The organism is Actinoplanes ianthinogenes, assembly GCF_018324205.1.
Classification (GTDB): domain Bacteria; phylum Actinomycetota; class Actinomycetes; order Mycobacteriales; family Micromonosporaceae; genus Actinoplanes; species Actinoplanes ianthinogenes.
In genome coordinates this window covers 9,360,131-9,380,498 of record NZ_AP023356.1, presented here as the reverse complement: position 1 = coordinate 9,380,498, position 20,368 = coordinate 9,360,131, and the positions used below count along the sequence as shown (strand labels likewise).

The following is a 20,368-nucleotide window of genomic DNA, read 5'->3' as shown; positions in this document are numbered from 1 at the left end:
GTCCCTCCGTGATGAGTGGGTGTCTCCGTTACCGGCTCAGACGTCGAACCGGTGGGTCAGCCATCGCCGGTCGACGGTGAAGCCGACCCGGCGGTTGAGCGCGACGACGGCGGCGTTGCGCTCGTCGTTCCACGCCTGGAGCACGGTCAGGTGCGGGTGGTCGGCGACCGTCCAGCCGATCAGCTCCGACTTGAGCAGCAGCCCGAGTCCCTGGCGCCGGCACTCGGGCAGCACCATGGTCTCGCCGGTGTCGGCCATCGGGCTGTCACGGACGAACAGCGTGCTGTACCCCAGCACCTCACCGTCCCGGACCGCCGCGACGGCCGCCTGACGGTTCGCGCTGCGCGCCGTCTCGGCCTCGCGCAGCCGGACGCCGTCGACCCCTCCCCCGCGCGACGTCGCCTGCCCGTTGACCGTGGCGTCGAGCCGGCTCCAGGCGCGGGCGTACGACTCCACCAGGTCGTCGGGGCAGTGGTCGGTCCAGCGCACCAGGCGGATCCCGGGCCGGTCGTCCGCCCCCGCGCGGGCCCGGCGCCGGGCCCAGCCACGCAGGTCGAGCCGGTGCCGCAGGTTCGCCGCGTGCCGGCGGCCGCCGAGCGCCGCGCTGAACGCCGTCGCGCCCGCCGACTCCGGAGCGTCGATCAGCAGCGTCTCGTGCGAGGTGCGCCGCAACTCGTCGCGGGCCGCGGCCAGCAGGGCGCGTCCGGCGCCCCGGCGGCGGTGCTCCGGGAAGACCCAGAGCGAGCCGTGCGCCCGCGTCGGATCGGTGCGCACGTCCGTGCCGAGCTTGGCGAACCCCACCGGCCGGCCGCCGTCGAACGCCGCCAGCACCAGACGCTCGGTACCCCACCGGCGTTGCAGCAGCCGGGCCAGCAGCGGCGCCGGTGCCGGTGGGTCCGAAGGCGACTCCGCGGCCATGGTGGCGCGGAATCCGGGGAGCAGAAGATCGACCGTGGCCTCGTCGTCGCCGTCCAGACTGCGAATCTGCATGGCTGCCATTGAGGCACAGGGCGCTGCCGCGGGCACCGTCTCTTCAGCGGTCCTCGAGGACTCCTCCAGCGCTCCCGCGGCCGGCCGGGCGGTCACCGCGCGACCGGCTGACGCACCGGCACGCCGACGTCCTCCAGGCCGCTGTAGTCGACGACCTCCCAGTGCTCGGCCACCCGGTTGTCCACCAGCCGGAACAGGTCGGAGGTGCGCAGGATCAGCGCCCGGCCGGTCGGCTTGCGGCCGCGCGAGTGCCCGGTGAACCGCCCGCGCCAGGTCGCGAAGACCATCACCCGATCACCGCCGGCGACCAGGTGGTCCACGGTCGCGGTCAGATCCGGGTACGCCGCGAAGTTCCCGGCGAAGTACGCGCGGAACGCCTCCACCCCGTTCGGCACGGCCGGCATCTGCCGGTTGTGGTGCAGGTAGTCACGCTCGTAGTAGACCTCGGCACGGTCCAGCCGATGCTCGGTCAGCACCTCGCGGTACGACCCGAGCACCGCCTCGGCGTTGGCCCGCTCGGCCGCCGTGTGCACGCCGATCAGGTCGGGCCGGCGCAGGTCGGTGCGCTGCCGGGGCGCGAACCCGAGCGGCCGCAGGATCGAGTAGTCGGCCACCGCCCAGTGCTCGGTGATCCGGCTGCCGGCGACCTCGAAGATCTCGCTGGTGTGCAGCTCGAAGTCACGTTCCGCCGCGGTGCCCGGCCGGAACGTGCCCCGCCAGAGCAGGAACAGCATGATCCGATCGCCGTCGGCCAGCGCCACGCCCGGCTCGACGCGCAGGTCCGGCACGGCGTCCAGCAGCTCGGCCCAGAACGCCTCCAGGCCGGCGACCCCGGATCCGGGCGCCACCCGCGGATCGTGGTCCCGATGGTCCGGCGCGTAGTGGGCTCGCAGGCGCTCCAGCCGGTGACCGTTGTGCACCTCGGCCAGCAGCCGGCGTACGACAAGCTCGCAGGGGGAGATAGACATGGCGAAGTCATCTCATCCCCCGCTGGAAAAAGCCTTCAGCGACGGTGGAGCCACCTCACCCCGAGTCTCGGCGCGGGCCGCTCCGGGGGCCGAGCGCACTGATCTCCGCCGGCGCGAGCCGCTTCACCCTTCGCAGCGAAGTCTTCAGCGTTCTCCGGCGTCGATACGCCACGATGGCGGTCATGGCTGGGCGGGTGAGCGCATCGTGCCGGGATACCGAGCGAAAAGGTCGCCGTCGAACAAGCGCGAGCAGAACTCGTTCATCCGGGCGGCCGCGGGGGCGTGTCTGGCGACGATGTCTGCCACGGGCAGCGGTAAACCGGGAGGGATGTCGCCGGTTGCGCACCGGCGTACAAGCTGGTCACGGACGACGGGCCGGCCGCCGGCCGGTGCGGGCACCCCGCATGTCGAGGTGATCAGCCAGTTCACCAGCCGCATGGACGCGTAGTCGGCGTCGTGCCCGGCGTTGGCGGCCGCGAAGTCGCGCTCGGCCTCCGACAGGTCGAAGCGCGGCGAGGTGGCCAGCCCGAAGTCGACAAGGTAAAGCTGTTCGTCGTCGGCCCGAATGTTGCCGAAGTGTCCGTCCAGGTGCAGCACCTCGCGGTTACGCAAGAACGCCACCATCTCGAACAGTTGCCGTTCCACCGTCGCGGCCCTGCCGACCGGGTCGCTCAGCCAGCGAGGCAGCCGGTCGGGAAGATGTTCCAGAAACAGCACGAGGCTCGCCGTGGCGCTCGCCAGCGCGTCAAGCCGGGCGCGGACGGCTTCGTCGCCACCGAACTGGGCGACGACGGCATCGATGTCGAGGTGCTCTGCCGCAATCGGCGGGCGGCCGGGCAGCACCCGCCAGTGGTACAGCAACGGGAAGGACGGCGTTTCGCCGGCAAGGACCCCTTCGGTGACGGTCCGATTCGCGGCCAATTCGCGCCACGCACCGAAACCCGGACCGGGCAGGCGATACATGCCGTATTGCCAACGGGCCGGCAGGCCGAACAGGTTTGCCGTGCTGTGTGGATGAGCCAACTCCCGATCGGTGATCGGGAGCCACTTGACGAACACCGGCACGCCGTCGATGTCGATGCTGGACGCGCCGCCACCCACGCCTACGCCGATGAGGGGCACGGCCTGCAACGACGCCGCCAGCTCGCCGTCGGCCCGGCCCGCCAGCACGGCCGCGACGTGGTCACGGCGGGAACGCCGCTCAAGGAGCACCTCGGCATCATGCCACTCTCCGACACGATGCCGAACGGCCGCGTCGGCCGCCGTTCGCGAGTTCTTCCTTCACCAGCGCCTGCTCTGCTGCCTACCCGCTGGGCGGGAGCGGGATCGGCCTCTCGCGGTGGTCAGTTCGAGGCAGTCGGCTTGTCCCGGTACCCGACGTCGGACGATCCCGTCGAGACCCGGACGCGGTAGCCCCAGCGCTGAAGAGCCTGCATCATCTTCCCGGCGCCGGCCGGGTTCGCGGAATGGATGTGGATGATGCCGATGTCAAAAGGGCGGTCCTCGAAGGCAGCGCGCTCCAGGAGTTCGACAACCGGCCAGATCGTGTCGTCCTCGCCGAGATCATGGTCAAGCCACAGCTCGTCGAGCCGCCGATCCCGACAGCGGTTCAGCAGCGCGACCCCGTCCGCGCTCGTGCGGGCCACCTCGGCAACACGGCCGTCGACGAACGAGCGGAGATCGTCGATCAGCACGACCCGGCCAGGCACTCTCGCGGTCACGGTGTGATGATGCCTCACCCCGGGGATGTCCCGACGGGTCCGCAGGTGACGCTGAGATGGCGCGCGGCGTCGAGCGTTGTCGACCCGCTCGACACGCCTCCGGCTCCCGTCCTCGTGAGCGGCGATGCCTACCTGCCGCGTCCGTGTGTCCTGCACCCCGAACAGATCACCGAGTATCCCTGGTGGCAGGAACTGCCGGAGGAACACGGACGCCGACCTGTCCCCAGGCGCGGCTGCCACCTCATGTCCGGTCACCAGGGGATGACGCCGTCGTCGTTGAAGAAGGAGCCGGTCGGGCCGCCGTCGGGGAGCGTCGCGAGCCGGATCGCCGTCGCCGCGGCTTCCCGGGCGGGCCGGCCCCGGAATCCGGTGAAGTCGGTCGCGACCAGGCCCGGGCAGGCCGCGTTGATGAGGATGCCCGTGCCGGCGAACTGCCGGGCGTACTGCACCGTGATCGCGTTCAGGTACGACTTCGTCGGCGAGTACACCGCCATGATCGGGCCGACTTCGACGTCCGGGTCGGCCTGCCAGTTCACCGACCCGACGCTGCTGGAGATGTTGACGATGCGTGGTGACGCCGAGCGCCGCAACAACGGCAGCATCGCGTTGGTCACCCGGATCGCACCGTAGACATTGGTTTCCACGACCGTGCGGACCACGTCAAGATTGAGCGTGGTCGGATCCTGCACCCACCCCGGTCCGGTCTCTCCCGAGATGCCGGCGTTGTTGACCAGGACGTCCAGGCGTCCGCCTCGGCTTTCGATCAGGCCCACCGCGTCGGTGACACTGCGGTCACTGGTCACGTCCAGCGCAACCGCGAACGCGTCCACTCCGGCGGCGTCCAGCAGCTTCACGGCCGCATCGCCCCGGGCCCTGTCGCGGGAACCCACCACCACGCGGTAGCCCCGCGAACCCAGCCCCGCCGCGATCTCGTATCCGAGTCCCTTGTTCGCGCCGGTCACCAGCGCGGTCTTCTGGTTGCTCATGAGGCCGATGGTGGCTCGCCGGCGTGCGGCATCCTTACACCGTTCAGGTGCGCTGGTGATACCCGGCCGGTATCACCGCAGTATCGTCGGGCGGGTGGACGCGCTGGAGACCCGGGAGCTCAGGTATTTCGTCACCGTCGCCGAGGAGCTGCACTTCAGCCGGGCGGCGGAGCGCCTCGGCATCGCCCAGCCGCCCCTGTCCCGGGCGATTCAGCAGCTCGAGCGACGCCTCGGTGTCACCCTGCTGGACCGCAACCGCCGCGGCGTGTCCCTCACCGGCGCCGGCCGGGTACTGCTCGACGAGGCCCGCGTCATCCTCGACGCCACCGCCGCAGCCGCACACCGCACCCGCCGTGCCGCATCCTCCCCGGGCCGGCTGACCCTGGCGACGAAGGCCGGCACGAACCACGAGCTGTTGCGGAAGCTTCTCGACGCCCACGCCGCCGAACCGGACGCGGCCGGGATCGACGTGCTGCTGTGCGGCATGGGAGACCAGGCGCGGATGTTGCGCGACGGCCGCGCCGACGCGGCGCTCATGCAGCGCCCGTTCGACGACCTCGCCGGCTTCGACACCGAGGACCTGCTGACCGAGCAACAGATCGCCATCCTGCCCGCCGGACATCCCCTCGCCACCCGGGCATCCCTGACCATGGCGGACATCAGCGAGGTGCCCGGCCTGCCGATCGCCCGCTGGCCCCGGCACGACGGCACTTACGACCCTGGCCCGGGCCCCGAAATCCATGACCAGTCGCAGCTGGCACAGCTGATCGCCCTCGGGCACACCCTGGCCGTCCTCTGCGCCTCATCCCGATCATGGCTGTGGAGCGCCCACGCCGCCATTCCCCTGACCGACGCACCGCACGTGACGACCGTTCTCGCCTGGCCCGCGCACAGCCGCTCCCAGGCCGTCGCGGGCTTGGTCCGTACGGCAGCCCGGCTGTAACAACGACCAGCCGTCACCAAGGCCGCATTACCGGCTCAGTCCCACGGGACGGTTTCGACGCCGGGCAGGTCGGCCACGGCGCTGCGGTCCTCGCGGGCCAGGACGCCCAGCAGGGTGGCGGCCTCCGCGACGGTGACCAGCCGGCCCAGGGACTGCTTGGTGTCCGGGTCCGGGGTCTCCAGCCAGAGGCCGCCCTCCTCGGTGCACTCCACCTGGATCACCGCGTCCGAGGCGGAGGTGAAGACCGCCCAGTTGCCCGGCGAACGCAGGATGTGCGCGTCGAGCCGGGCCACGCAGCTGTCCAGGGACTCCATCCGGGGCAGTGACGCCCAGCCCCGGTCCTCGGTCTGATACCGGATCTCCAGGACGTCCGCCTCCGGCGTGCCCGCGGCGACCGTGACCAGGCCGGTCGTGTCCTCGCCGAGGAACACCGCGCCGAGCCGGGCCCACAGTTCGTGCCGGGGCAGGTCGATCGGCACGGGCGTGCCGTCGGGGAAGGTGAGCGTGCCCACGGCCCGGTCCCATCGGCGCTGGAGGACCAGGTCGTGCCCGGCCATGCTGCGGATCTCGACGCGTACCTCCGCGGGGCCGTCCGGGGCGACCCGGGTCAGCATCCGCTCGGCCTGCCACGGGTGGAACCGCTCCGACCGGTGCATCATGCCGCCGGGCCAGTCGTCGAGCAGCCGGGCGTCGGCGCGCGGCACCGGGTGGCGGTCCCACTCGTTGAGCCGGTACGCCAGGCCGGTGCCACGCGTCGAGATCGCCGTCGCGAAGTCCTGCTCCGGCTCGCCCGGCAGGATCTCGCTGTGATGCACGGCCACCACGATCACGGTCCGCTCGTCCAGCTCCGGATCGGATCCCGCGTCGTCGGGGCCGAGCGCGAGCGCGCGGTCCAGCCGCAGGCCGGGCACGTCGATGGCGACCGGCTGCACCGTGCCGGTGGCGACCGCGGGTACGTCCAGCAGCGCCCGCGCCACGTCCTCACGGAACGAGCCGGCTCCGGCGTGCAGCACGGTGACCCGCCCGTCAAGGATCCGGTGCACGGTCGTGACGATTCCGGTGGGCAGCCGGACGGTGTCGATCAGCACCTCGTGCCCGCCGATCCGGGCCGGGGTCTGCTCACGCTGCCGAGCCCGGCGGATCCGCTCGACGATCTCGTCCTCGGTCATCCGCTTATTTGATCAAGGAGGACGCGTCACCGCCCGACCGGGTCGCGAACACCTTTTTGGCCACGAAGGTCGCGTTCAGCGCCTTCGGCATTCCGCAATAGACCGCCGCGTGCAGCAACGCCTCCACGATCTCCTCCCGGGTCAGGCCGACGTTGAGCGCCGCGTTGACATGCACCTCCAGCTGCGGCTCGCAGCCACCGAGCGCGGTGAGCATGCCGAGGGTGACCAGCTGCCGATCCCGCGGCGCCAGCCCCGGCCGGGCGTAGATCTCGCCGAACGCCCAGGACACCACCTGGTTCCCCAGCTCGGGCGCGACGTCGGCCAGGCTGTCGATGACGCGCTGCCCGGCCTCGCCGTCGATCTGCCGCAACACTTCCAGGCCGCGGTCGTACTGCTGCCGGCGGACGGCTTCCCGCTCGGTCTCGGTGATCTCCACGAGCCCAGTCTCGATCGCTCGGACACTGCTCGCAAGGCACTCTTGGGCATGATCAAATTGCCTCGGAGGCAATCATGGAATTGCGCCTGCTGCGCTACGCACTCGCGATCGCGGACTGCGGCACGATCGCCGCCGCCGCCGAGCGGCTGCACGTCACCCAGCCCACCCTCGGCCGCCAGCTGCGCGATTTCGAACGCCGGCTCGGCGCCGACCTGTTCACCCGCGAGAACCGCCGGATGACACCGACGATCGCCGGCGCCGTGCTGCTGGGCCACGCCCGCGCCATCCTCGCCGCGACCGAGGCCGCCGAGCGAGAGGTCCGCCAGGTGGCGGCCGGCATCCGGGGGCGGCTGACCGTGGCCTTCGCCGGGTCCGGCATCAACGGGCCGCTGGCCGCCACCCTGGCAACGTTCCGCCGCCGGTTCCCCGATGTCGAGCTGCGGCTGGTCGAGAGCTTCAACGACGCGGAGATGTCGGCCGGGGTGCTCGACGGCAGCTACGACCTCGCGGTGCAGCGCCTGCCCGCCGCCGACGAGCGGCTGCGCACCAGGCTGTGGTGGCAGGAGCCGCTCGCGCTGTATCTGCCCGCCGACCACGAACTGGCCCGGGGCGACGGGCCGCTGCCGCTCACCGCGCTCGGCGAGATCCCGCTGCTGCTCTGGCCGCGCGAGGCGTCACCGCACTCGTACGACGAGATCGTCGAGCTGTGCCACCGGGCCGGTGTCACGCCTCGGATCGCCGCCGAGGGCCGCACGGTGCAGACCCTGCTCGCCCTGGTCGCGGTCGGCCTCGGCGCCGCGGTGCTGGCCGACTCCTTCCGCGCCCTGAACCGTCAGGGAGTCACGCCGCGACCGCTGGACGGCGCCTCCACCACCAACCTGCTCGTCTGGCGCGCGGATGCCGGCAACCCGCTGGCCGGCCGCTTCCGCGACCTCATCGACGCCGGGCCAGCAGTCCGTCGATGATCGCCGACAGCTGCCACGCCGCGCGCGCGTCGCCGTTGCCGGTGCTGGTCATCGAGCGCCGCAGGGCGTGCAGCGTCGGGTAGTCCTCAGCGGGCAGCGCGCCGATCACCTCGTCCAGCTGCGTCCCGGCCGCCCGGGCCAGGTCCTGCGCGCCGGCGTCCGCGGCGCGGCGCTGGTCCCGCAGCCAACCGGCCCGCTCCAGCGCCGACGCGATGACGTGCTGGTCGAGCAGGTCCGCGGCCCAGGCGCAGGTCGCGTCGTCGACGCCGCCCTCGCGCAGCAGCCGCAGCGTCTCCTCCATGACGCGCAACGAGTGCGGCCCGGTCTGCACGCCGGTCAGGGCGACCAGCGCGAGGTCGTCGTGCCGGCTGAGCACGCGGATCATCCGGCTGACGAGCAGCTCCAGCCGCTCCCGCCAGTCGCCGTCGGCGGGACCGGGCAGTTCGACCTCGGCCAGCGCGAGATCGTACACCTGCGCCATCAGCTCGTTGCGGTCCGCGACATACACATAGAGCGAGGCGGGACCGGTGTCGAGAGCCTGGGCGACGCGACGCATGGTCACCGCGGCGAAGCCGACCTCGTCGACCAGCGCCAGCGCCGCCGCGACGACGGCGGCGCGGCCCAGGGGTGCCTTGGCGGGCCGGGTTCTCGGGTTGTCCCTCACGCCGGCAGCCTACTTGACGAACACTGTTCGTCACGACCATAGTTCGTCACGAACAGCGTTCGTCAAGGGAGAAATGTGATGACCCGCAAGAACCTCGTGGTGCTCGGCGCCGCCGGCCGCACCGGACGCCTGATCGTCGAGGAGGCGCTGCGCGCGGGGCACCGCGTCACCGCCGCCGTCCGGACCCCGGAGAACTTCCCGTCCACCGCCGATCCCGGGCTCCGCGTCGCGCGCGCCGACGTCCGCGATCCCGGCGGCCTGCACGACGTCATCGCCGGACACGACGTGGTGGTCAGCGCCGTCGGCCCCACCGGCCGCAAGGCGCACGGGCTCTACTCCGACGGCGCCCGCGCCACCGTGGCCGCGATGCGGACCACCGGCGTCCGCCGCTACCTCGGCATCACCTCGGTCGGGGTCCGGCACGACGACCCGCACGCCCCCTGGTGGTACCGCGGGCTGATCCGCCCGATCGGCATCGACCTCTACACCGACATGCGGCGGATGGAGGAGATCGTTCGCGCCACCGATCTGGACTGGACGTTCGTGCGCCCCACCTATCTCCAGGACCGCGAGCCCGTGGGCACGTTCCGGGTTGCCGACAACGTCACCCCGGCCGGCGGCTGGAAGATCACCCGCGGCGACGTGGCCCGGTTCATCGTCGAGGAGATCGAGCGGGGACGCTTCTCGCGCCGCGCGCCCAGCCTGGCCGAATAGGTCCTCCGGGTGCAGATCCCCGAATCGCCCGCCGAAACGCCTAAAAGCCCGTAAACAGGACGAATGAACAAGACCCGTCTCGCCGTCCCCGCGCTCGTCGTCCTGGCCGCCCTGGCCACTCCCCCGGCCCTGCTGCTCGGCAGTCAGCCGGCGGTCGCCGCCGGCGACCGGACCGCCGATCAACCCCGGGAAGGCGTGCTGGTCACCGGCACAGGCGAAGTTTTCGGTACGCCGGACACGCTCGCCGCCAACTTCGCCGTGGAGACCAGCGCCGCCACGGTCGCCGACGCCCTGGATCGCGCCAACACCGCGGCCACCCGGATGCGCGACGCGCTCGTGCGCGCCGGGGTGGCCAAGGCCGACCTCCAGACGTCGGACTTCGGCATCAACGCCCGCCGCGACGATGCCCAGAAGATCACCGGCTACACCGTCAACCAGGGTCTCACCGCGAAGATCCGGAAGATCCCGCAGGCCGGCCCGGTCATCTCCGCGGCCGTCGCGGCGGGCGGTGACGCGGCCCGGCTCAACGGCGTGTCCTTCGCGATCGAGAACGACGCCGCCCTGCTGGCCCAGGCCCGGGAGAAGGCCTTCGCCGACGCCCGCGGCAAGGCCGAACTGTACGCCCGCGCGGCCGGCCGCCCACTCGGCCACGTCGTCAAGATCACCGAGGGCACTCCCAGCTACGAGTACACCGGCGGCCAGGACAGATTCGCGTCATTCGCCCCCGGCGCGGCGGCGCCGGTCGAGCCCGGGCAGCAGCAGCTGTCCGTGACCGTCACCGTGGAGTGGGCCTTCGGCTGACCCGGAAGCCCGCCACGGTCCGCCGTCGGGTCACCGGTCCAGGCAGCGGCCGTCGGGGAGCAGGCCGGAGAGCGGAACCGCCTGCGGCGGGAAGCCCATCCGGATGCCGGCGACGTAGCAGAGACCATCGACGGGTACGCCGATGATCACGGTCCCCTCGGCCGCCGGATCGGCCGGACGAGCGAGGCGGACCGTCGCCTCCGGGTAGCCCATGCCGCGCAGGACGCCGCTGATCTTCGTCACGTCATCGGGCCGCGCCGGACGTTCCCGGTACGGACACCCGCTCGACACCTGGTCGGCGCAGGCCACCACCAGCACGGCGCGGCTGATGTCCACGGCCCGGGGATCGACGGCGTCCTGATTCGTCCGGGGTGACCGCCGGAAGTAGTCAGCCGACAGCCGCCGGCACGTCTCGTCGTCCTTCGCCCGCTGGACAGCATCATCGCCCAGGTAAACGGACCCGCACCTGAAGGTGTCCCCCGGCGGGGGCGGGGCCGGGGGCGAGGGATCGGGTGCGGTCACGCCGGCGGGCGGAAACCGCCACAACGCCACCCCGATCAGCAAGACCACGGCGAGGACCACCGGGCCGGCGAAGCGTCGGCGGCCCGGCTCGGAAGCCGCATCGAACACGAACATCGGACCAGGATGCTCGCACCGAGGAGCAATCGGCCCAGCTCAGAGGGTGCGGGAAGGTGGACGCCACGCCCAGGACAGCAACGCCAGGACCACGAACACGGTAGGCGCCAGCACAGTGGTGACGGGTTGGTGCACGGCGAGGTGCGAGGCGGCCGCACCGATCATGTTGATGGTGACGCCGGCGTAGGCCCACTCCTTCAGGCGAGGCAGGCGTGGTGCCAGCAGGATCACCGCGGCGATGAGTTTGGCCGTGCCCAAGATCGCGGCTAGGTAGGCCGGATAGCCCAACTCGATCATCATCGGAAAGAACGGCGGCGCCTTGATCAGGTCGAGGGCGCCGCCGACCGCGCACTCACCCGCCACGACGGCGGTGGTCAGCCAGTAGGCGCCGGGGTGAGGTCGCATCGACACCTCCCTTACCCTTATAGAAACGCTACCGTTTCGATGAGGGCGCGGACAATGACACGACCGACAGGGGCACAACGGCCCATTTCGCGTGGGCCGGGCGCCCGCCGGCGGGTGCTCCGGGCCGCCCTGGAGGTGCTCGACGAGCACGGCCTCGCGGGCTTCACCATGGAAGCGGTCGCCCGGCGGGCCGGTGCCAGCAAGGCAACGCTCTACCGGCACTGGCCCACCGCGAGCGCGCTGCTGGTCGACGCCATGGACGCCGCCTTCGAACCGCTGCCGACCCCGGACACCGGCCGGGTGGAGACCGACGTCGCGGAGTTGCTCACCGCGTTCGTCGCACTGCTGGACCACACGCCGTTCCCGCGCCTGCTCGCCGCCTTCATCGACGCGGCCGAGCGCGATCCCGCCCTGCGGACGCTGCACGCCGAGCTGACCCGGCGTCGCCGGGAGCCGATGCTGGCCGTGCTGCTCCGGGCTCGGCAGCGCGGTCAGCTTCCCGCCGGACTCGACCCGGAACTGACCGTCGACCTGCTGGCCGCACCGTTCTTCTACCGGCGCTTCGTCGCGCACCGGCCGATCCCGCCGAGCCTGGTCGCCGAGGTCACCGCCCGGGTGCTGGGCCGTCCCTCCTGACCGGCGCGGGGAGCAGTCCGCGCACCGGCACTCGCGGGGCACGCGGCAGGTCGCGGGCCGGGTGGGTCGCGCCGGCGATGGACGTGGCGTACCGATCGGCGGCCGCGGCGTCCATGGCGGCACGCTACGTCGCCGGGCCGGCCGGGTCGTCGTCCGAACCGGGTGAGCCGCCATTGACAGTTCACAATTGTTAAGGACATTATCTGAGAGCGCTCTCTCGTCCTGTGGCGCACCTCACTCCCCGTTCCCCCTGGAGTCCCCTATGGCCGTACGAAAAAGACTGTTGAGCGCGCTCGCCGCGCTCCTGACAGCAATCCCAGCGGGCGTGGCCGCGGCCGCGCCGGCGGCCCAGGCCGTCGGACCCAACCTGCTGCCGTTCACGGTCACCAACAGCACCGGGCGTGGTGACACGACCTATCTGTACGTCATCGGCGTCAACCTGACGACCGGCCGGCTCGGCTACGTCACCGCCGGCGGCACCTTCAACGCCTGGCCGGCCGGCTCGCTGCCCCCGTCCCCCGCCCCGGACGTCGCCATCGGCGGACCGGGCAACGGCGGCAGCACCACCGTGCAGCTGCCGCGCAACTTCTCCGGCCGGCTCTACATGTCGCTCGGCGCGAAGCTCAAGTTCTTCCTCACCCCGGACGGCCTGGTGCAGCCGGCGCCGTGGGCCTCCGGCGACCCGAACCACGACATCCTGTTCGACTGGAGCGAGTTCACCTACAACGACTCCGGGCTGTGGCTCAACAGCTCGCAGGTGGACATGTTCGCCGTCCCGCACGTGGTCACCGTCTCCGGCAGCGACGGCATCAAGACCACCGGCACGGTCGTCGCCAACGGCCGGCAGAACGTGATCGACCAGATCAAGGCGCAGCCCGGCTGGGCGAACACCGTGGTGACCCGCTCGGACGGGACCGTGCTGCGGGTGCTCTCGCCGGGCAAGTCCGCCGACGCGGGGCTGCTCAGCAGCACCTACCTGGACTCCTACATCACCTCCGCGTGGAACGCCTACGCGAGCAAGACGCTCACCGTGGTGCCGTTCGGGGACCAGCCCAACACCAAGTACTTCGGACGTACGTCCGGGACCACCATGGTGTTCACGAACAGCTCCGGCGCGCAGGTCGCCTCGTTCAACAAGCCGTCGAGCGCCAACGTCTGGGGCTGTGACGGCAACCTCGCCGCGCCCAACGACCTGGTGGTCGGCCCGATCGCCCGTACCCTGTGCGCGGCGCTGAACCGGGGCACCCTCGGCACCATCGACACCCAGCCGGGCGGCACGGCGGCCGACTTCTACAAGAGCAACCCCACCAACCAGTACGCGCGGATCATCCACGCGAACATGGCGGACGGGAAGGCGTACGCGTTCGCCTTCGACGACGTGCAGAACCAGGAGTCGCTGGTCTACTCGAACAACCCGACCTCGGCCGGCGTCACCCTCTCGCCGTTCGTCGGTGGTGGCGGCGGCGGGGGTGGCGGTGGCGGCTCGACCACCGGTTACACCGTCGCCGGGCCGGGCGGCAAGTGCGTCGACGTGGCCGGTGACGACACCGGTGGCAACGGCGCGGCCGTGCAGCTGTGGGACTGCCAGGCGAGCGCCAAGGACCAGCACTGGACGCTCACCGGCGGCACCCTGCGGACTCTGGGCCGCTGCCTCGACATCACCGGCAACGGCACCGCCAACGGGGCCAAGCTGGAGCTCTGGGACTGCAACGGGGTCGGCGGCCAGCAGTTCGTCACCCAGCCCGACGGCTCGCTGCGCAACCCGCAGTCCGGCCGCTGCGTCGACTCGCCGTCCGGCGCCACCGCCAACGGCACGCGGCTGCAGATCTGGGACTGCAACGGCTCCGGCGCGCAGAAGTTCGCCTACAACGGCGGCGCCACCAACCTGACCGCTCCCGGCGGCAAGTGCGTCGACGTGGCCGGCGACGACGTCGGTGGCGACGGGGCGGCCGTGCAGCTCTGGGACTGCCAGCTCACCGCCAAGGACCAGCACTGGGCCTGGACCGGCCAGTCACTGACCACCCTGGGCATGTGCCTGGACATCGCCGGTGGCGGCACCGCCAACGGCACCCAGCTCCAGCTGCACAACTGCACCGGCAACGCGGCGCAGACCTGGGTCGTCAACAGCAACGGCACCATCACCAACCCGCAGTCCGGCCGCTGCGTCGACTCGCCGTCCGGCAGCACCGCCAACGGCGCCCGCCTGCAGATCTGGGACTGCAACGGCTCCGCCGCCCAGAAGTTCAGCAAGGCCTGAGTCCTCGGCGTCAGTACGTTGCCGGGTTCCGGCAACGTACTGACGCCCATCTCGTCCGGACCGCGACCTGGAATCCGTCCCGGCCCGGCGACCAGGATGGGGTCATGACCACCGACCTCGCCGTGCTCGCCGAGGACCTGACCAAGTTCTACGGTTCCCAGCGCGGCATCGAAGGCCTCCATCTGGACGTCGGCGCCGGGGAGGTGATGGGCTTCCTCGGTCCCAACGGCGCCGGCAAGACCACCACCATCCGGCTGCTCCTGGACTTCCTGCGCCCGACCCGCGGCCACGCCACTGTCCTCGGCCTCGATCCGCGCCGCGACAAGGCCCGCCTGCACCGCCAGATCGGCTACCTGCCGGGCGAGCTCACCTTCCCCGGCCGGGAACGCGCGGCCGACCTGCTGCGCTTCTTCGGCGACGCCCGCGGCGGTGTGTCCTGGAGACACGTCACCGACCTGGCCGGCCGCCTGGAACTGGACCTGTCCCGGCCGGTACGGGCGATGAGCAAGGGCAACAAGCAGAAGGTCGGCCTGGTGCAGGCGTTCATGCACGAGCCCGCGCTGCTCGTGCTCGACGAGCCGACCAGTGGCCTGGACCCGCTGATGCAGCAGGAGTTCCTGGCCATGGTCCGCGAGGCGCGGGCCGCCGGGCAGACCGTCTTCATGTCCTCCCACGTGCTCGCCGAGGTGCAGGAGGTCGCCGACCGGGTGGCCATCGTGCGCGGCGGCCGGCTCGCCGCGGTCGAACGGGTCGAGTCGCTGGGCCGGCGCGCCGTGCGTACCGTCGAGATCCACTTCGCCGACCCGGTCAGCCCGGACGAGTTCCGCGCCCTGCCCGGAATCACCGACGTGACCGTGTCCGGTCCGGTGCTCAAGTGCACCGTGGACGGCCGTTTGGACCCGCTGATCAAGGCGGCGGCCAGGCACGAGGTGGTGGACCTGCTCTCCGCCGAGCCCGACCTGGAAGAGACGTTCCTGTCCTTCTACTACCACAGCGAAGGAGCCGGCGATGCTGCTGCCGCCACTGGTGCGTAAGAGCTGGCGCGACGACCGCCGGTCGGTGCTCGGCTGGGCCGTCGGCGTCACCGTCTTCACGCTCGTCTACGCCGGTTTCTACCAGCAGCTCAAGGGCGCCGCCGAGCTCAAGCAGCAGGCGCTGCCGCAGGGCATGCTCGACTTCCTCGGCGTCCCGGACCTGGTCTCCCCCGCCGGATATCTGCAGGCGAGCATCTTCAGCCTGCTCGGCCCGCTGCTGACGCTGTTCTGCACGATCACGCTGACGGCCCGCACGATCCCACGGCCGGAGGAGGACGGCGGCATGGAGCTGCTGCTGACCGTTCCGGTGTCCCGCACCCGGTTCGCCGGCCAGCGGCTCGCCGCGGCCGCCGCGGTCGCCACCGGCATCGCCGCCCTGCCCGGCATCGTGCTGCTGATCGTCGTGGCGGGCACCGGCATGGACATCACGTGGTCGAACGTGACCGCGGCCTCGACCGGCCTGGTCGCGCTGACCTGGTGTTTCGGCGGCATCGCGTTCCTCGCCGGCGCGGTGAGCGGGCGGCGCGCCACCGTGCTGGCGGTCACCGGCACCCTCGCCGTCGCCACCTACATGGCCCAGGCGCTCAGCGACATGGCGGGCGGACTGCATTGGCTGCGCTGGCTGTCGCCGTTCCACTACTACATCGGCACCGATCCGCTGCACACCGGCTGGCATCCCGCGCACCTGCTGACGCTGGTGGCCGTGGGCGCGGGCAGCGCGATCGCCGGCGTGATCCGTTTCGACCGTCGCGATGTCGGTGTCTGACCCCAGCCGCGTCGAGCCGGCGCCCGAGTGCGCGGCGCTGCTCCAGCTCCCGGCCGGCGAACGGCGGCAGGCCGCGTCCAAGGTGGGCGCCCGGGCCGCCGACGCCGGCCTGGAACTGCGCGACCTCGTCGACACGATGCTTGCGGCAGCGGGCGCCGTGGCGGAGGGCCCGGCGCTGCTCGACGCCCTGCGCGACGCCCTCGGCGGCCTGCTGGACGGGTACGCGGGGCAGGCCCGGGTCGAGCTGGACCGGCACGGCAGCGAACGCATCACCTTCATCAACGACCTGTTCACCGGGCGGGTCGATCCCGGCCGCCTGGCCGAGCGCGCCAACCGGTACGGCATCCGCCTGTCCGCCACGCACACCGTGCTGGTCGGCCGCGGCGCCGGGATCACCCCGCAGGTCGCCCAGCGGGTCGATGCCGCTCTCGCCGCCCGGTTCGGCGCCGCCAACACCCTCACCGCCCTGCGCGACGGCGAGCTGGTCTGCATCAGCGCGGGCGGCCTGCGCGGCATCGACGCCGAACTGGCCCACCTGCTGCGCGGCGAGCTCGGCGCGGGCCGCTGGCAGGTCGCCGTCGGGCGCGCCCACCCCGGGCTGCCGGGCCTGGCCGCCTCGCTGGAGGAGGCGCACAACGCCCTCGACCACGCGGCCAAGCTGAACTTCACCGCTCCCCTGCTCAACGCCGCCGACCTGCTGGTCTTCCCGGTGCTGCTGCGCGACCGCGAGGCGATCACCGACCTGGTCGACACCGTGCTCGGCCCGCTGGTCACCGCCCGCGGCGGCCCGCAGCCCTACCTGGACGTGCTCAGCGTGCTCTTCGACAACCAGGGCAACTACACCGCGACCGCCCGACACATGCACCTGTCGGTCCGCGCCGTCACCTACCGCCTCGACCGCATCCGCGACCTGACCGGTTACCACCCGGGCGAGCCCACCCAGCGCTTCACCCTGCACGCCGCCGTCCTCGGCGCCCGCCTGCTGGGCTGGCCGTCCTCCTGACCTCAAGCTCGGTCATCGCTGGTCGCCGTGGAGACCACGGCCCGCTGCCTCCCGGGCTCGGCGGCCCTGCAAGGCGATGCCGGTTGGTTTCGTAACCGGCAGAACATTGACATTGGTTGATGTCCGCTGACAACGTTGTCACAACCCATGTCACACCGAAGGGACGGCAACAACGATGCTCCGTACCCTCGCCGCCGCGGTCGTCCTCACCGCCGCGGTCCTGTCAGCCCCGCAGGCGGCCCAGGCCGCCGATCTCAACCTCACTCAGTACGTCAACCCGTTCGTCGGCACCGACGACAGCAACTCCCCCAACCCGGTCGGCGGCGGCGCCGGCGGCAGCACCTTCCCCGGCGCCACCGTGCCGTTCGGGATGGTGCAGTTCAGCCCGGACACGCCAACCGGCTCCCCGTCCGGCTATCGCGACCGGGACCGGACCATCGAGTCGTTCAGCCTCACCCACTTCAACGGGGCCGGCTGTCCGAACAACGAGGACCTGCCGATCCTGCCGATCACCGGGAACCTCGGCTCGTCGCCGGGCAACGCCTGGACCTCGTACGCCAGCGCGTACACCAAGTCCAACGAGTCCGCCTCGCCCGGTTACTACAAGAACCGCCTCGACAAGTACGGCGTCGACGCCGAGCTGAGCGCCACCACCCGCACCGGCGCCCTGAAGCTCACCTACCCCGCCACGACCAGCGCCCGGGTGCTGATCAACGCCTCCCGGTCGGCCACCGGCGACCGGGCGGGCAACGTGACGATCACCGGCAACCGGGTCTGGGGCGAGCACACCGCCGGCGGGTTCTGCGGCGGGCGCACGTTCAAGATGTACTACTCGATCCTGTTCGACCGCACGCCCACCGGCGTCGGCACGTTCAACGGCGGCACGATCAACGCCGGATCGACCAGCACGAGCGGAAACCAGGCCGGCGCCTACGTCACCTTCGACACCAGCACGAACCCGGTGGTCACCGCGACGATCGGCATCTCCTTCGTCAGCGTGGCCAACGCGCAGAACAACGCCACCGCCGAGGCCGCGTCCTTCGCCACCGTCCGGACCCGCGCGAACGACGACTGGAACGCGGCGCTGAATCGGGTCCAGGCGACCGGCGGGAGCACGACCGACCTGCAGAAGTTCTACACCGCGCTCTACCACGTGCTGATGAACCCGAACGTCGCCAGCGACACCAACGGGCAGTACATGGGCTTCGACGGCGCGGTGCACAGCGCCTCGCACCCGGTGTACCAGAACTACTCGGGCTGGGACATCTACCGCTCGTGGGCGGCGCTGACCGCGCTGATCGCGCCGGACGTGATGACCGACATCGTCAAGTCGATGGTGCTCGACGGCCAGCAGGGCGGTCTGCTGCCGAAGTGGTCGCACCAGAGCATCGAGGACTTCGTGATGCCCGGCGACCCCGGGCCGATCATCGTGGCCAGCGCCTACGCGTTCGGTGTGCGTGACTTCGACACCGCGGCCGCGCTCGCGCTGATGAAGAAGAGCGCCACCGGCGGCAGCACCCAGGGGTACGTCCTGCGCGGCAACCGTGCGTCCTACGAGGCCAATCACTTCATCCCCGGCAACCCGTCGGAGACCCTGGAGTACGCCTCCAGCGACTTCGCGATCAGCCAGTTCGCCAAGGCGCTCGGGGACACCGCGGCCTACAACACCTACGCGACCCACTCGCAGTACTGGCGCAGTCTGTTCAACGGCGAGTCGTCGTACATACACACCCGGGACAGCAGCGGAGCCTACGTCTGGCCGCTGAACCCGGCCACCGAGAGCCCGTATGTGGAGGGCAACGCCGCCCAGTACACCTGGATGGTGCCGCACAACCTGGGCGCGCTGGTCACCCTGATGGGCGGGCCGGGCACCGCGGTGCAGCGGCTCGACCACCACTTCACCGAGCTCAACGGCGGGCTGTCGCGGCCGTACTTCTACGTCGGCAACGAGCCGGAGCACGGCGTGCCGTGGGCGTACCACTACGCCCGCAAACCGGCCGGCGCCTCCGACGCGGTCCGCCGGGTGATGAGCGAGTCGTTCACCACCGGCGCGGGCGGGCTGCCCGGCAACGACGACCTCGGCGCGACCAGCGCCTGGTACGTCTGGGCCGCGCTCGGCCTCTACCCGGTCACCTCGGGCGCCGACACCCTGGCCGTGCACGGCGGTCTCTTCCCGGCCGTGCTGATCCAGCGCCCAGGCGGGGACATCACCATCACCGGCGGCAGCGCCACCAACCGGTACGTCCAGTCGCTCTCTCTGGACGGCACCGCCACCAGCCACAGCTACCTCCGGTACCCGCAGATCGGCGGCGGGGCCACGATCGCGTACACGATGGGCTCCTCCCCCGGCAGCTGGGGAACCGGCTCCGGCGACGTGCCGCCCAGCTTCGGCGACGGCGCGCAGCAGCCGCCCGCCGAGCCGGACCTCGGCCCGAACCTGGCGCTCGGCAAGCCGGTCACCGGCGGCGCGGCCGCCTGCGGCTCGGAGACCCCGGACAAGGCCGTCGACAACCTGCTGCGGGACAACAGCAAGTGGTGTACGACCGGCACCCCGCGCACCCTGACCGTCGACCTCGGCTCGGCGCAGAACGTGTCCTCGTTCATCGTCAAACACGCCGGTCTCGGCGGTGAGCGGACCAACTGGAACACCGGCGCCTTCACCATCGCCACCAGCACCGACAACGCCACCTGGTCGGCCGCGGTCACGGTCGGCGGCGCCCGGGCCAGCCGCACCTACGCCCCGATCCCGGCCCGGACGGCCCGCTACGTGCGGCTGGACGTCACCACCCCGGCCAACGACGGCAACACCGCCGCCCGCATCTACGAACTGGAGGTGTACGGATCGAGCAGCTTCCCGGCCGACCTGGCCCTGCGGACCCCGACCACCGCCGACTCGTCCTGCGGCGCCGGCGAGGGCCCGGAGAAGGCGGTCAACGGCAGCTGGCTGGGCGGCTGGAACGACAAGTGGTGTTCCGGTGGGAGCACCAAGTGGCTCCAGAGCGACCTGGGCAGCACGAAACACATCGGCTCGGTGGTGATCCGGCACGCCGGCGCCGGCGGTGAGTTCCCGTCCTGGAACACCCGGGACTTCGACATCCTCACCTCCCCCGACGGCACGACCTGGACCAACCGGGCTCAGGTCCGCGGCAACACGTCCGACAGCACCACCACGACGGTGAACGCGGATGCCCGGTACGTCCGGCTCAATGTCATCACTCCGGCCGGCGACGGCAACACCGCCGCCCGGATCTACGAGTTCGACGTCCGCGGCTGA

The 20,368-nt window shown here is 71.6% G+C and carries 20 protein-coding genes; 10 read left to right on the top strand and 10 right to left on the bottom strand.

All coding sequences use genetic code 11. The annotated features are described in order from the left end of the window. Positions 1 to 36 precede the first annotated feature (36 nt). The 5 genes from Aiant_RS42645 to Aiant_RS42625 form a co-directional block, all read right to left on the bottom strand. A complete protein-coding gene (locus Aiant_RS42645; protein WP_189330314.1) occupies positions 37 to 990 on the bottom strand; it encodes a GNAT family N-acetyltransferase in 954 nt (317 codons plus the stop codon). Between the two features lie 92 nt (positions 991 to 1,082). Beyond that, entirely contained in the window at positions 1,083 to 1,958 is an 876-nt protein-coding gene (locus Aiant_RS42640) for an ester cyclase family protein (RefSeq protein WP_189330313.1), read from the bottom strand. A 180-nt stretch (positions 1,959 to 2,138) separates the two neighbouring features. Continuing rightward, positions 2,139 to 3,170 (bottom strand): serine/threonine protein phosphatase, encoded by a 1,032-nt coding sequence (locus Aiant_RS42635; protein WP_229829997.1) that lies wholly within the window; start codon positions 3,168 to 3,170, stop codon positions 2,139 to 2,141. Positions 3,171 to 3,301: 131 nt separating this feature from the next. After that, positions 3,302 to 3,679 (bottom strand): cyclic-phosphate processing receiver domain-containing protein, encoded by a 378-nt coding sequence (locus tag Aiant_RS42630; RefSeq protein ID WP_229829996.1) that lies wholly within the window; start codon positions 3,677 to 3,679, stop codon positions 3,302 to 3,304. Positions 3,680 to 3,930: 251 nt separating this feature from the next. Next, a complete protein-coding gene (locus tag Aiant_RS42625; protein WP_189330312.1) occupies positions 3,931 to 4,665 on the bottom strand; it encodes an SDR family oxidoreductase in 735 nt (244 codons plus the stop codon). A 103-nt stretch (positions 4,666 to 4,768) separates the two neighbouring features. Between Aiant_RS42625 and Aiant_RS42620 the strand changes: the two genes are divergently transcribed. Then, positions 4,769 to 5,608, top strand: a complete 840-nt coding sequence (locus Aiant_RS42620) for a LysR family transcriptional regulator (RefSeq protein WP_212847353.1) — start codon at positions 4,769 to 4,771, stop codon at positions 5,606 to 5,608. Between the two features lie 35 nt (positions 5,609 to 5,643). Here Aiant_RS42620 and Aiant_RS42615 read toward each other — a convergent pair whose 3' ends face one another. Beyond that, positions 5,644 to 6,777 carry a hypothetical protein gene (locus Aiant_RS42615; RefSeq protein ID WP_189330310.1) on the bottom strand — a complete coding sequence of 378 codons (1,134 nt, stop codon included), beginning with the start codon at positions 6,775 to 6,777 and terminating at the stop codon, positions 5,644 to 5,646. A gap of 4 nt (positions 6,778 to 6,781) precedes the next feature. Next, positions 6,782 to 7,213, bottom strand: a complete 432-nt coding sequence (locus Aiant_RS42610) for a carboxymuconolactone decarboxylase family protein (RefSeq protein ID WP_212846810.1) — start codon at positions 7,211 to 7,213, stop codon at positions 6,782 to 6,784. A gap of 74 nt (positions 7,214 to 7,287) precedes the next feature. Here Aiant_RS42610 and Aiant_RS42605 point away from each other — a divergent pair, with 74 nt between their 5' ends. Further along, positions 7,288 to 8,178: a LysR family transcriptional regulator gene (locus tag Aiant_RS42605; RefSeq protein ID WP_189330309.1), complete on the top strand. Its 891-nt coding sequence runs from the start codon at positions 7,288 to 7,290 to the stop codon at positions 8,176 to 8,178. On the opposite strand, the gene Aiant_RS42600 is transcribed toward Aiant_RS42605, so the two are convergent. Further along, the gene (locus Aiant_RS42600) at positions 8,147 to 8,842 is read right to left on the bottom strand and encodes a TetR/AcrR family transcriptional regulator C-terminal domain-containing protein (RefSeq protein ID WP_189330308.1); all 696 of its coding nucleotides are present in this window, start codon (positions 8,840 to 8,842) and stop codon (positions 8,147 to 8,149) included. The genes Aiant_RS42605 and Aiant_RS42600 overlap by 32 nt on opposite strands. 78 nt (positions 8,843 to 8,920) lie before the next feature. On the opposite strand from Aiant_RS42600, the gene Aiant_RS42595 reads away from it, so the two are divergent. Beyond that, on the top strand, positions 8,921 to 9,556 hold the full coding sequence (locus tag Aiant_RS42595) for an NAD(P)-dependent oxidoreductase (RefSeq protein WP_189330307.1): 636 nt from the start codon (positions 8,921 to 8,923) through the stop codon (positions 9,554 to 9,556). Positions 9,557 to 9,619: 63 nt separating this feature from the next. Then, positions 9,620 to 10,357, top strand: coding sequence for an SIMPL domain-containing protein (locus tag Aiant_RS42590; RefSeq protein ID WP_189330306.1), 738 nt, complete (start codon positions 9,620 to 9,622; stop codon positions 10,355 to 10,357). A gap of 30 nt (positions 10,358 to 10,387) precedes the next feature. Here the strand turns inward: Aiant_RS42590 and Aiant_RS42585 are convergent, their stop codons facing one another. Beyond that, a complete protein-coding gene (locus tag Aiant_RS42585) occupies positions 10,388 to 10,993 on the bottom strand; it encodes a hypothetical protein (RefSeq protein ID WP_189330305.1) in 606 nt (201 codons plus the stop codon). Positions 10,994 to 11,032: 39 nt separating this feature from the next. After that, entirely contained in the window at positions 11,033 to 11,398 is a 366-nt protein-coding gene (locus Aiant_RS42580; RefSeq protein ID WP_189330304.1) for a DoxX family protein, read from the bottom strand. Between the two features lie 54 nt (positions 11,399 to 11,452). On the opposite strand from Aiant_RS42580, the gene Aiant_RS42575 reads away from it, so the two are divergent. The 6 genes from Aiant_RS42575 to Aiant_RS42550 all read left to right on the top strand — a co-directional run bounded on the left by Aiant_RS42575 (position 11,453) and on the right by Aiant_RS42550 (position 20,368). Continuing rightward, positions 11,453 to 12,034, top strand: coding sequence for a TetR/AcrR family transcriptional regulator (locus Aiant_RS42575; protein ID WP_189330303.1), 582 nt, complete (start codon positions 11,453 to 11,455; stop codon positions 12,032 to 12,034). A 262-nt stretch (positions 12,035 to 12,296) separates the two neighbouring features. Beyond that, entirely contained in the window at positions 12,297 to 14,291 is a 1,995-nt protein-coding gene (locus Aiant_RS42570) for a beta-1,3-glucanase family protein (protein ID WP_189330302.1), read from the top strand. 104 nt (positions 14,292 to 14,395) lie between these two features. Further along, positions 14,396 to 15,325 carry an ABC transporter ATP-binding protein gene (locus Aiant_RS42565; protein WP_189330301.1) on the top strand — a complete coding sequence of 310 codons (930 nt, stop codon included), beginning with the start codon at positions 14,396 to 14,398 and terminating at the stop codon, positions 15,323 to 15,325. Continuing rightward, positions 15,300 to 16,091 carry an ABC transporter permease subunit gene (locus Aiant_RS42560; protein WP_229829995.1) on the top strand — a complete coding sequence of 264 codons (792 nt, stop codon included), beginning with the start codon at positions 15,300 to 15,302 and terminating at the stop codon, positions 16,089 to 16,091. The genes Aiant_RS42565 and Aiant_RS42560 overlap by 26 nt, the downstream gene beginning before the upstream one ends. Next, positions 16,078 to 17,094, top strand: coding sequence for a PucR family transcriptional regulator (locus Aiant_RS42555; RefSeq protein WP_189330300.1), 1,017 nt, complete (start codon positions 16,078 to 16,080; stop codon positions 17,092 to 17,094). Before Aiant_RS42560 ends, Aiant_RS42555 begins: the two co-directional genes overlap by 14 nt. 175 nt (positions 17,095 to 17,269) lie before the next feature. Continuing rightward, entirely contained in the window at positions 17,270 to 20,368 is a 3,099-nt protein-coding gene (locus Aiant_RS42550) for a GH92 family glycosyl hydrolase (RefSeq protein ID WP_189330299.1), read from the top strand.

Coding starts and splice junctions, on each gene's coding strand:
- Aiant_RS42645 (WP_189330314.1), bottom strand. CDS start 990: ATGCAGATTCGCAGTCTGGACGGCGACGACGAGGCCACGGTCGATCTT.
- Aiant_RS42640 (WP_189330313.1), bottom strand. CDS start 1,958: ATGTCTATCTCCCCCTGCGAGCTTGTCGTACGCCGGCTGCTGGCCGAG.
- Aiant_RS42625 (WP_189330312.1), bottom strand. CDS start 4,665: ATGAGCAACCAGAAGACCGCGCTGGTGACCGGCGCGAACAAGGGACTC.
- Aiant_RS42615 (WP_189330310.1), bottom strand. CDS start 6,777: ATGACCGAGGACGAGATCGTCGAGCGGATCCGCCGGGCTCGGCAGCGT.
- Aiant_RS42605 (WP_189330309.1), top strand. CDS start 7,288: ATGGAATTGCGCCTGCTGCGCTACGCACTCGCGATCGCGGACTGCGGC.
- Aiant_RS42595 (WP_189330307.1), top strand. CDS start 8,921: ATGACCCGCAAGAACCTCGTGGTGCTCGGCGCCGCCGGCCGCACCGGA.
- Aiant_RS42590 (WP_189330306.1), top strand. CDS start 9,620: ATGAACAAGACCCGTCTCGCCGTCCCCGCGCTCGTCGTCCTGGCCGCC.
- Aiant_RS42585 (WP_189330305.1), bottom strand. CDS start 10,993: ATGTTCGTGTTCGATGCGGCTTCCGAGCCGGGCCGCCGACGCTTCGCC.
- Aiant_RS42580 (WP_189330304.1), bottom strand. CDS start 11,398: ATGCGACCTCACCCCGGCGCCTACTGGCTGACCACCGCCGTCGTGGCG.
- Aiant_RS42575 (WP_189330303.1), top strand. CDS start 11,453: ATGACACGACCGACAGGGGCACAACGGCCCATTTCGCGTGGGCCGGGC.
- Aiant_RS42570 (WP_189330302.1), top strand. CDS start 12,297: ATGGCCGTACGAAAAAGACTGTTGAGCGCGCTCGCCGCGCTCCTGACA.
- Aiant_RS42565 (WP_189330301.1), top strand. CDS start 14,396: ATGACCACCGACCTCGCCGTGCTCGCCGAGGACCTGACCAAGTTCTAC.
- Aiant_RS42560 (WP_229829995.1), top strand. CDS start 15,300: ATGCTGCTGCCGCCACTGGTGCGTAAGAGCTGGCGCGACGACCGCCGG.
- Aiant_RS42555 (WP_189330300.1), top strand. CDS start 16,078: ATGTCGGTGTCTGACCCCAGCCGCGTCGAGCCGGCGCCCGAGTGCGCG.
- Aiant_RS42550 (WP_189330299.1), top strand. CDS start 17,270: ATGCTCCGTACCCTCGCCGCCGCGGTCGTCCTCACCGCCGCGGTCCTG.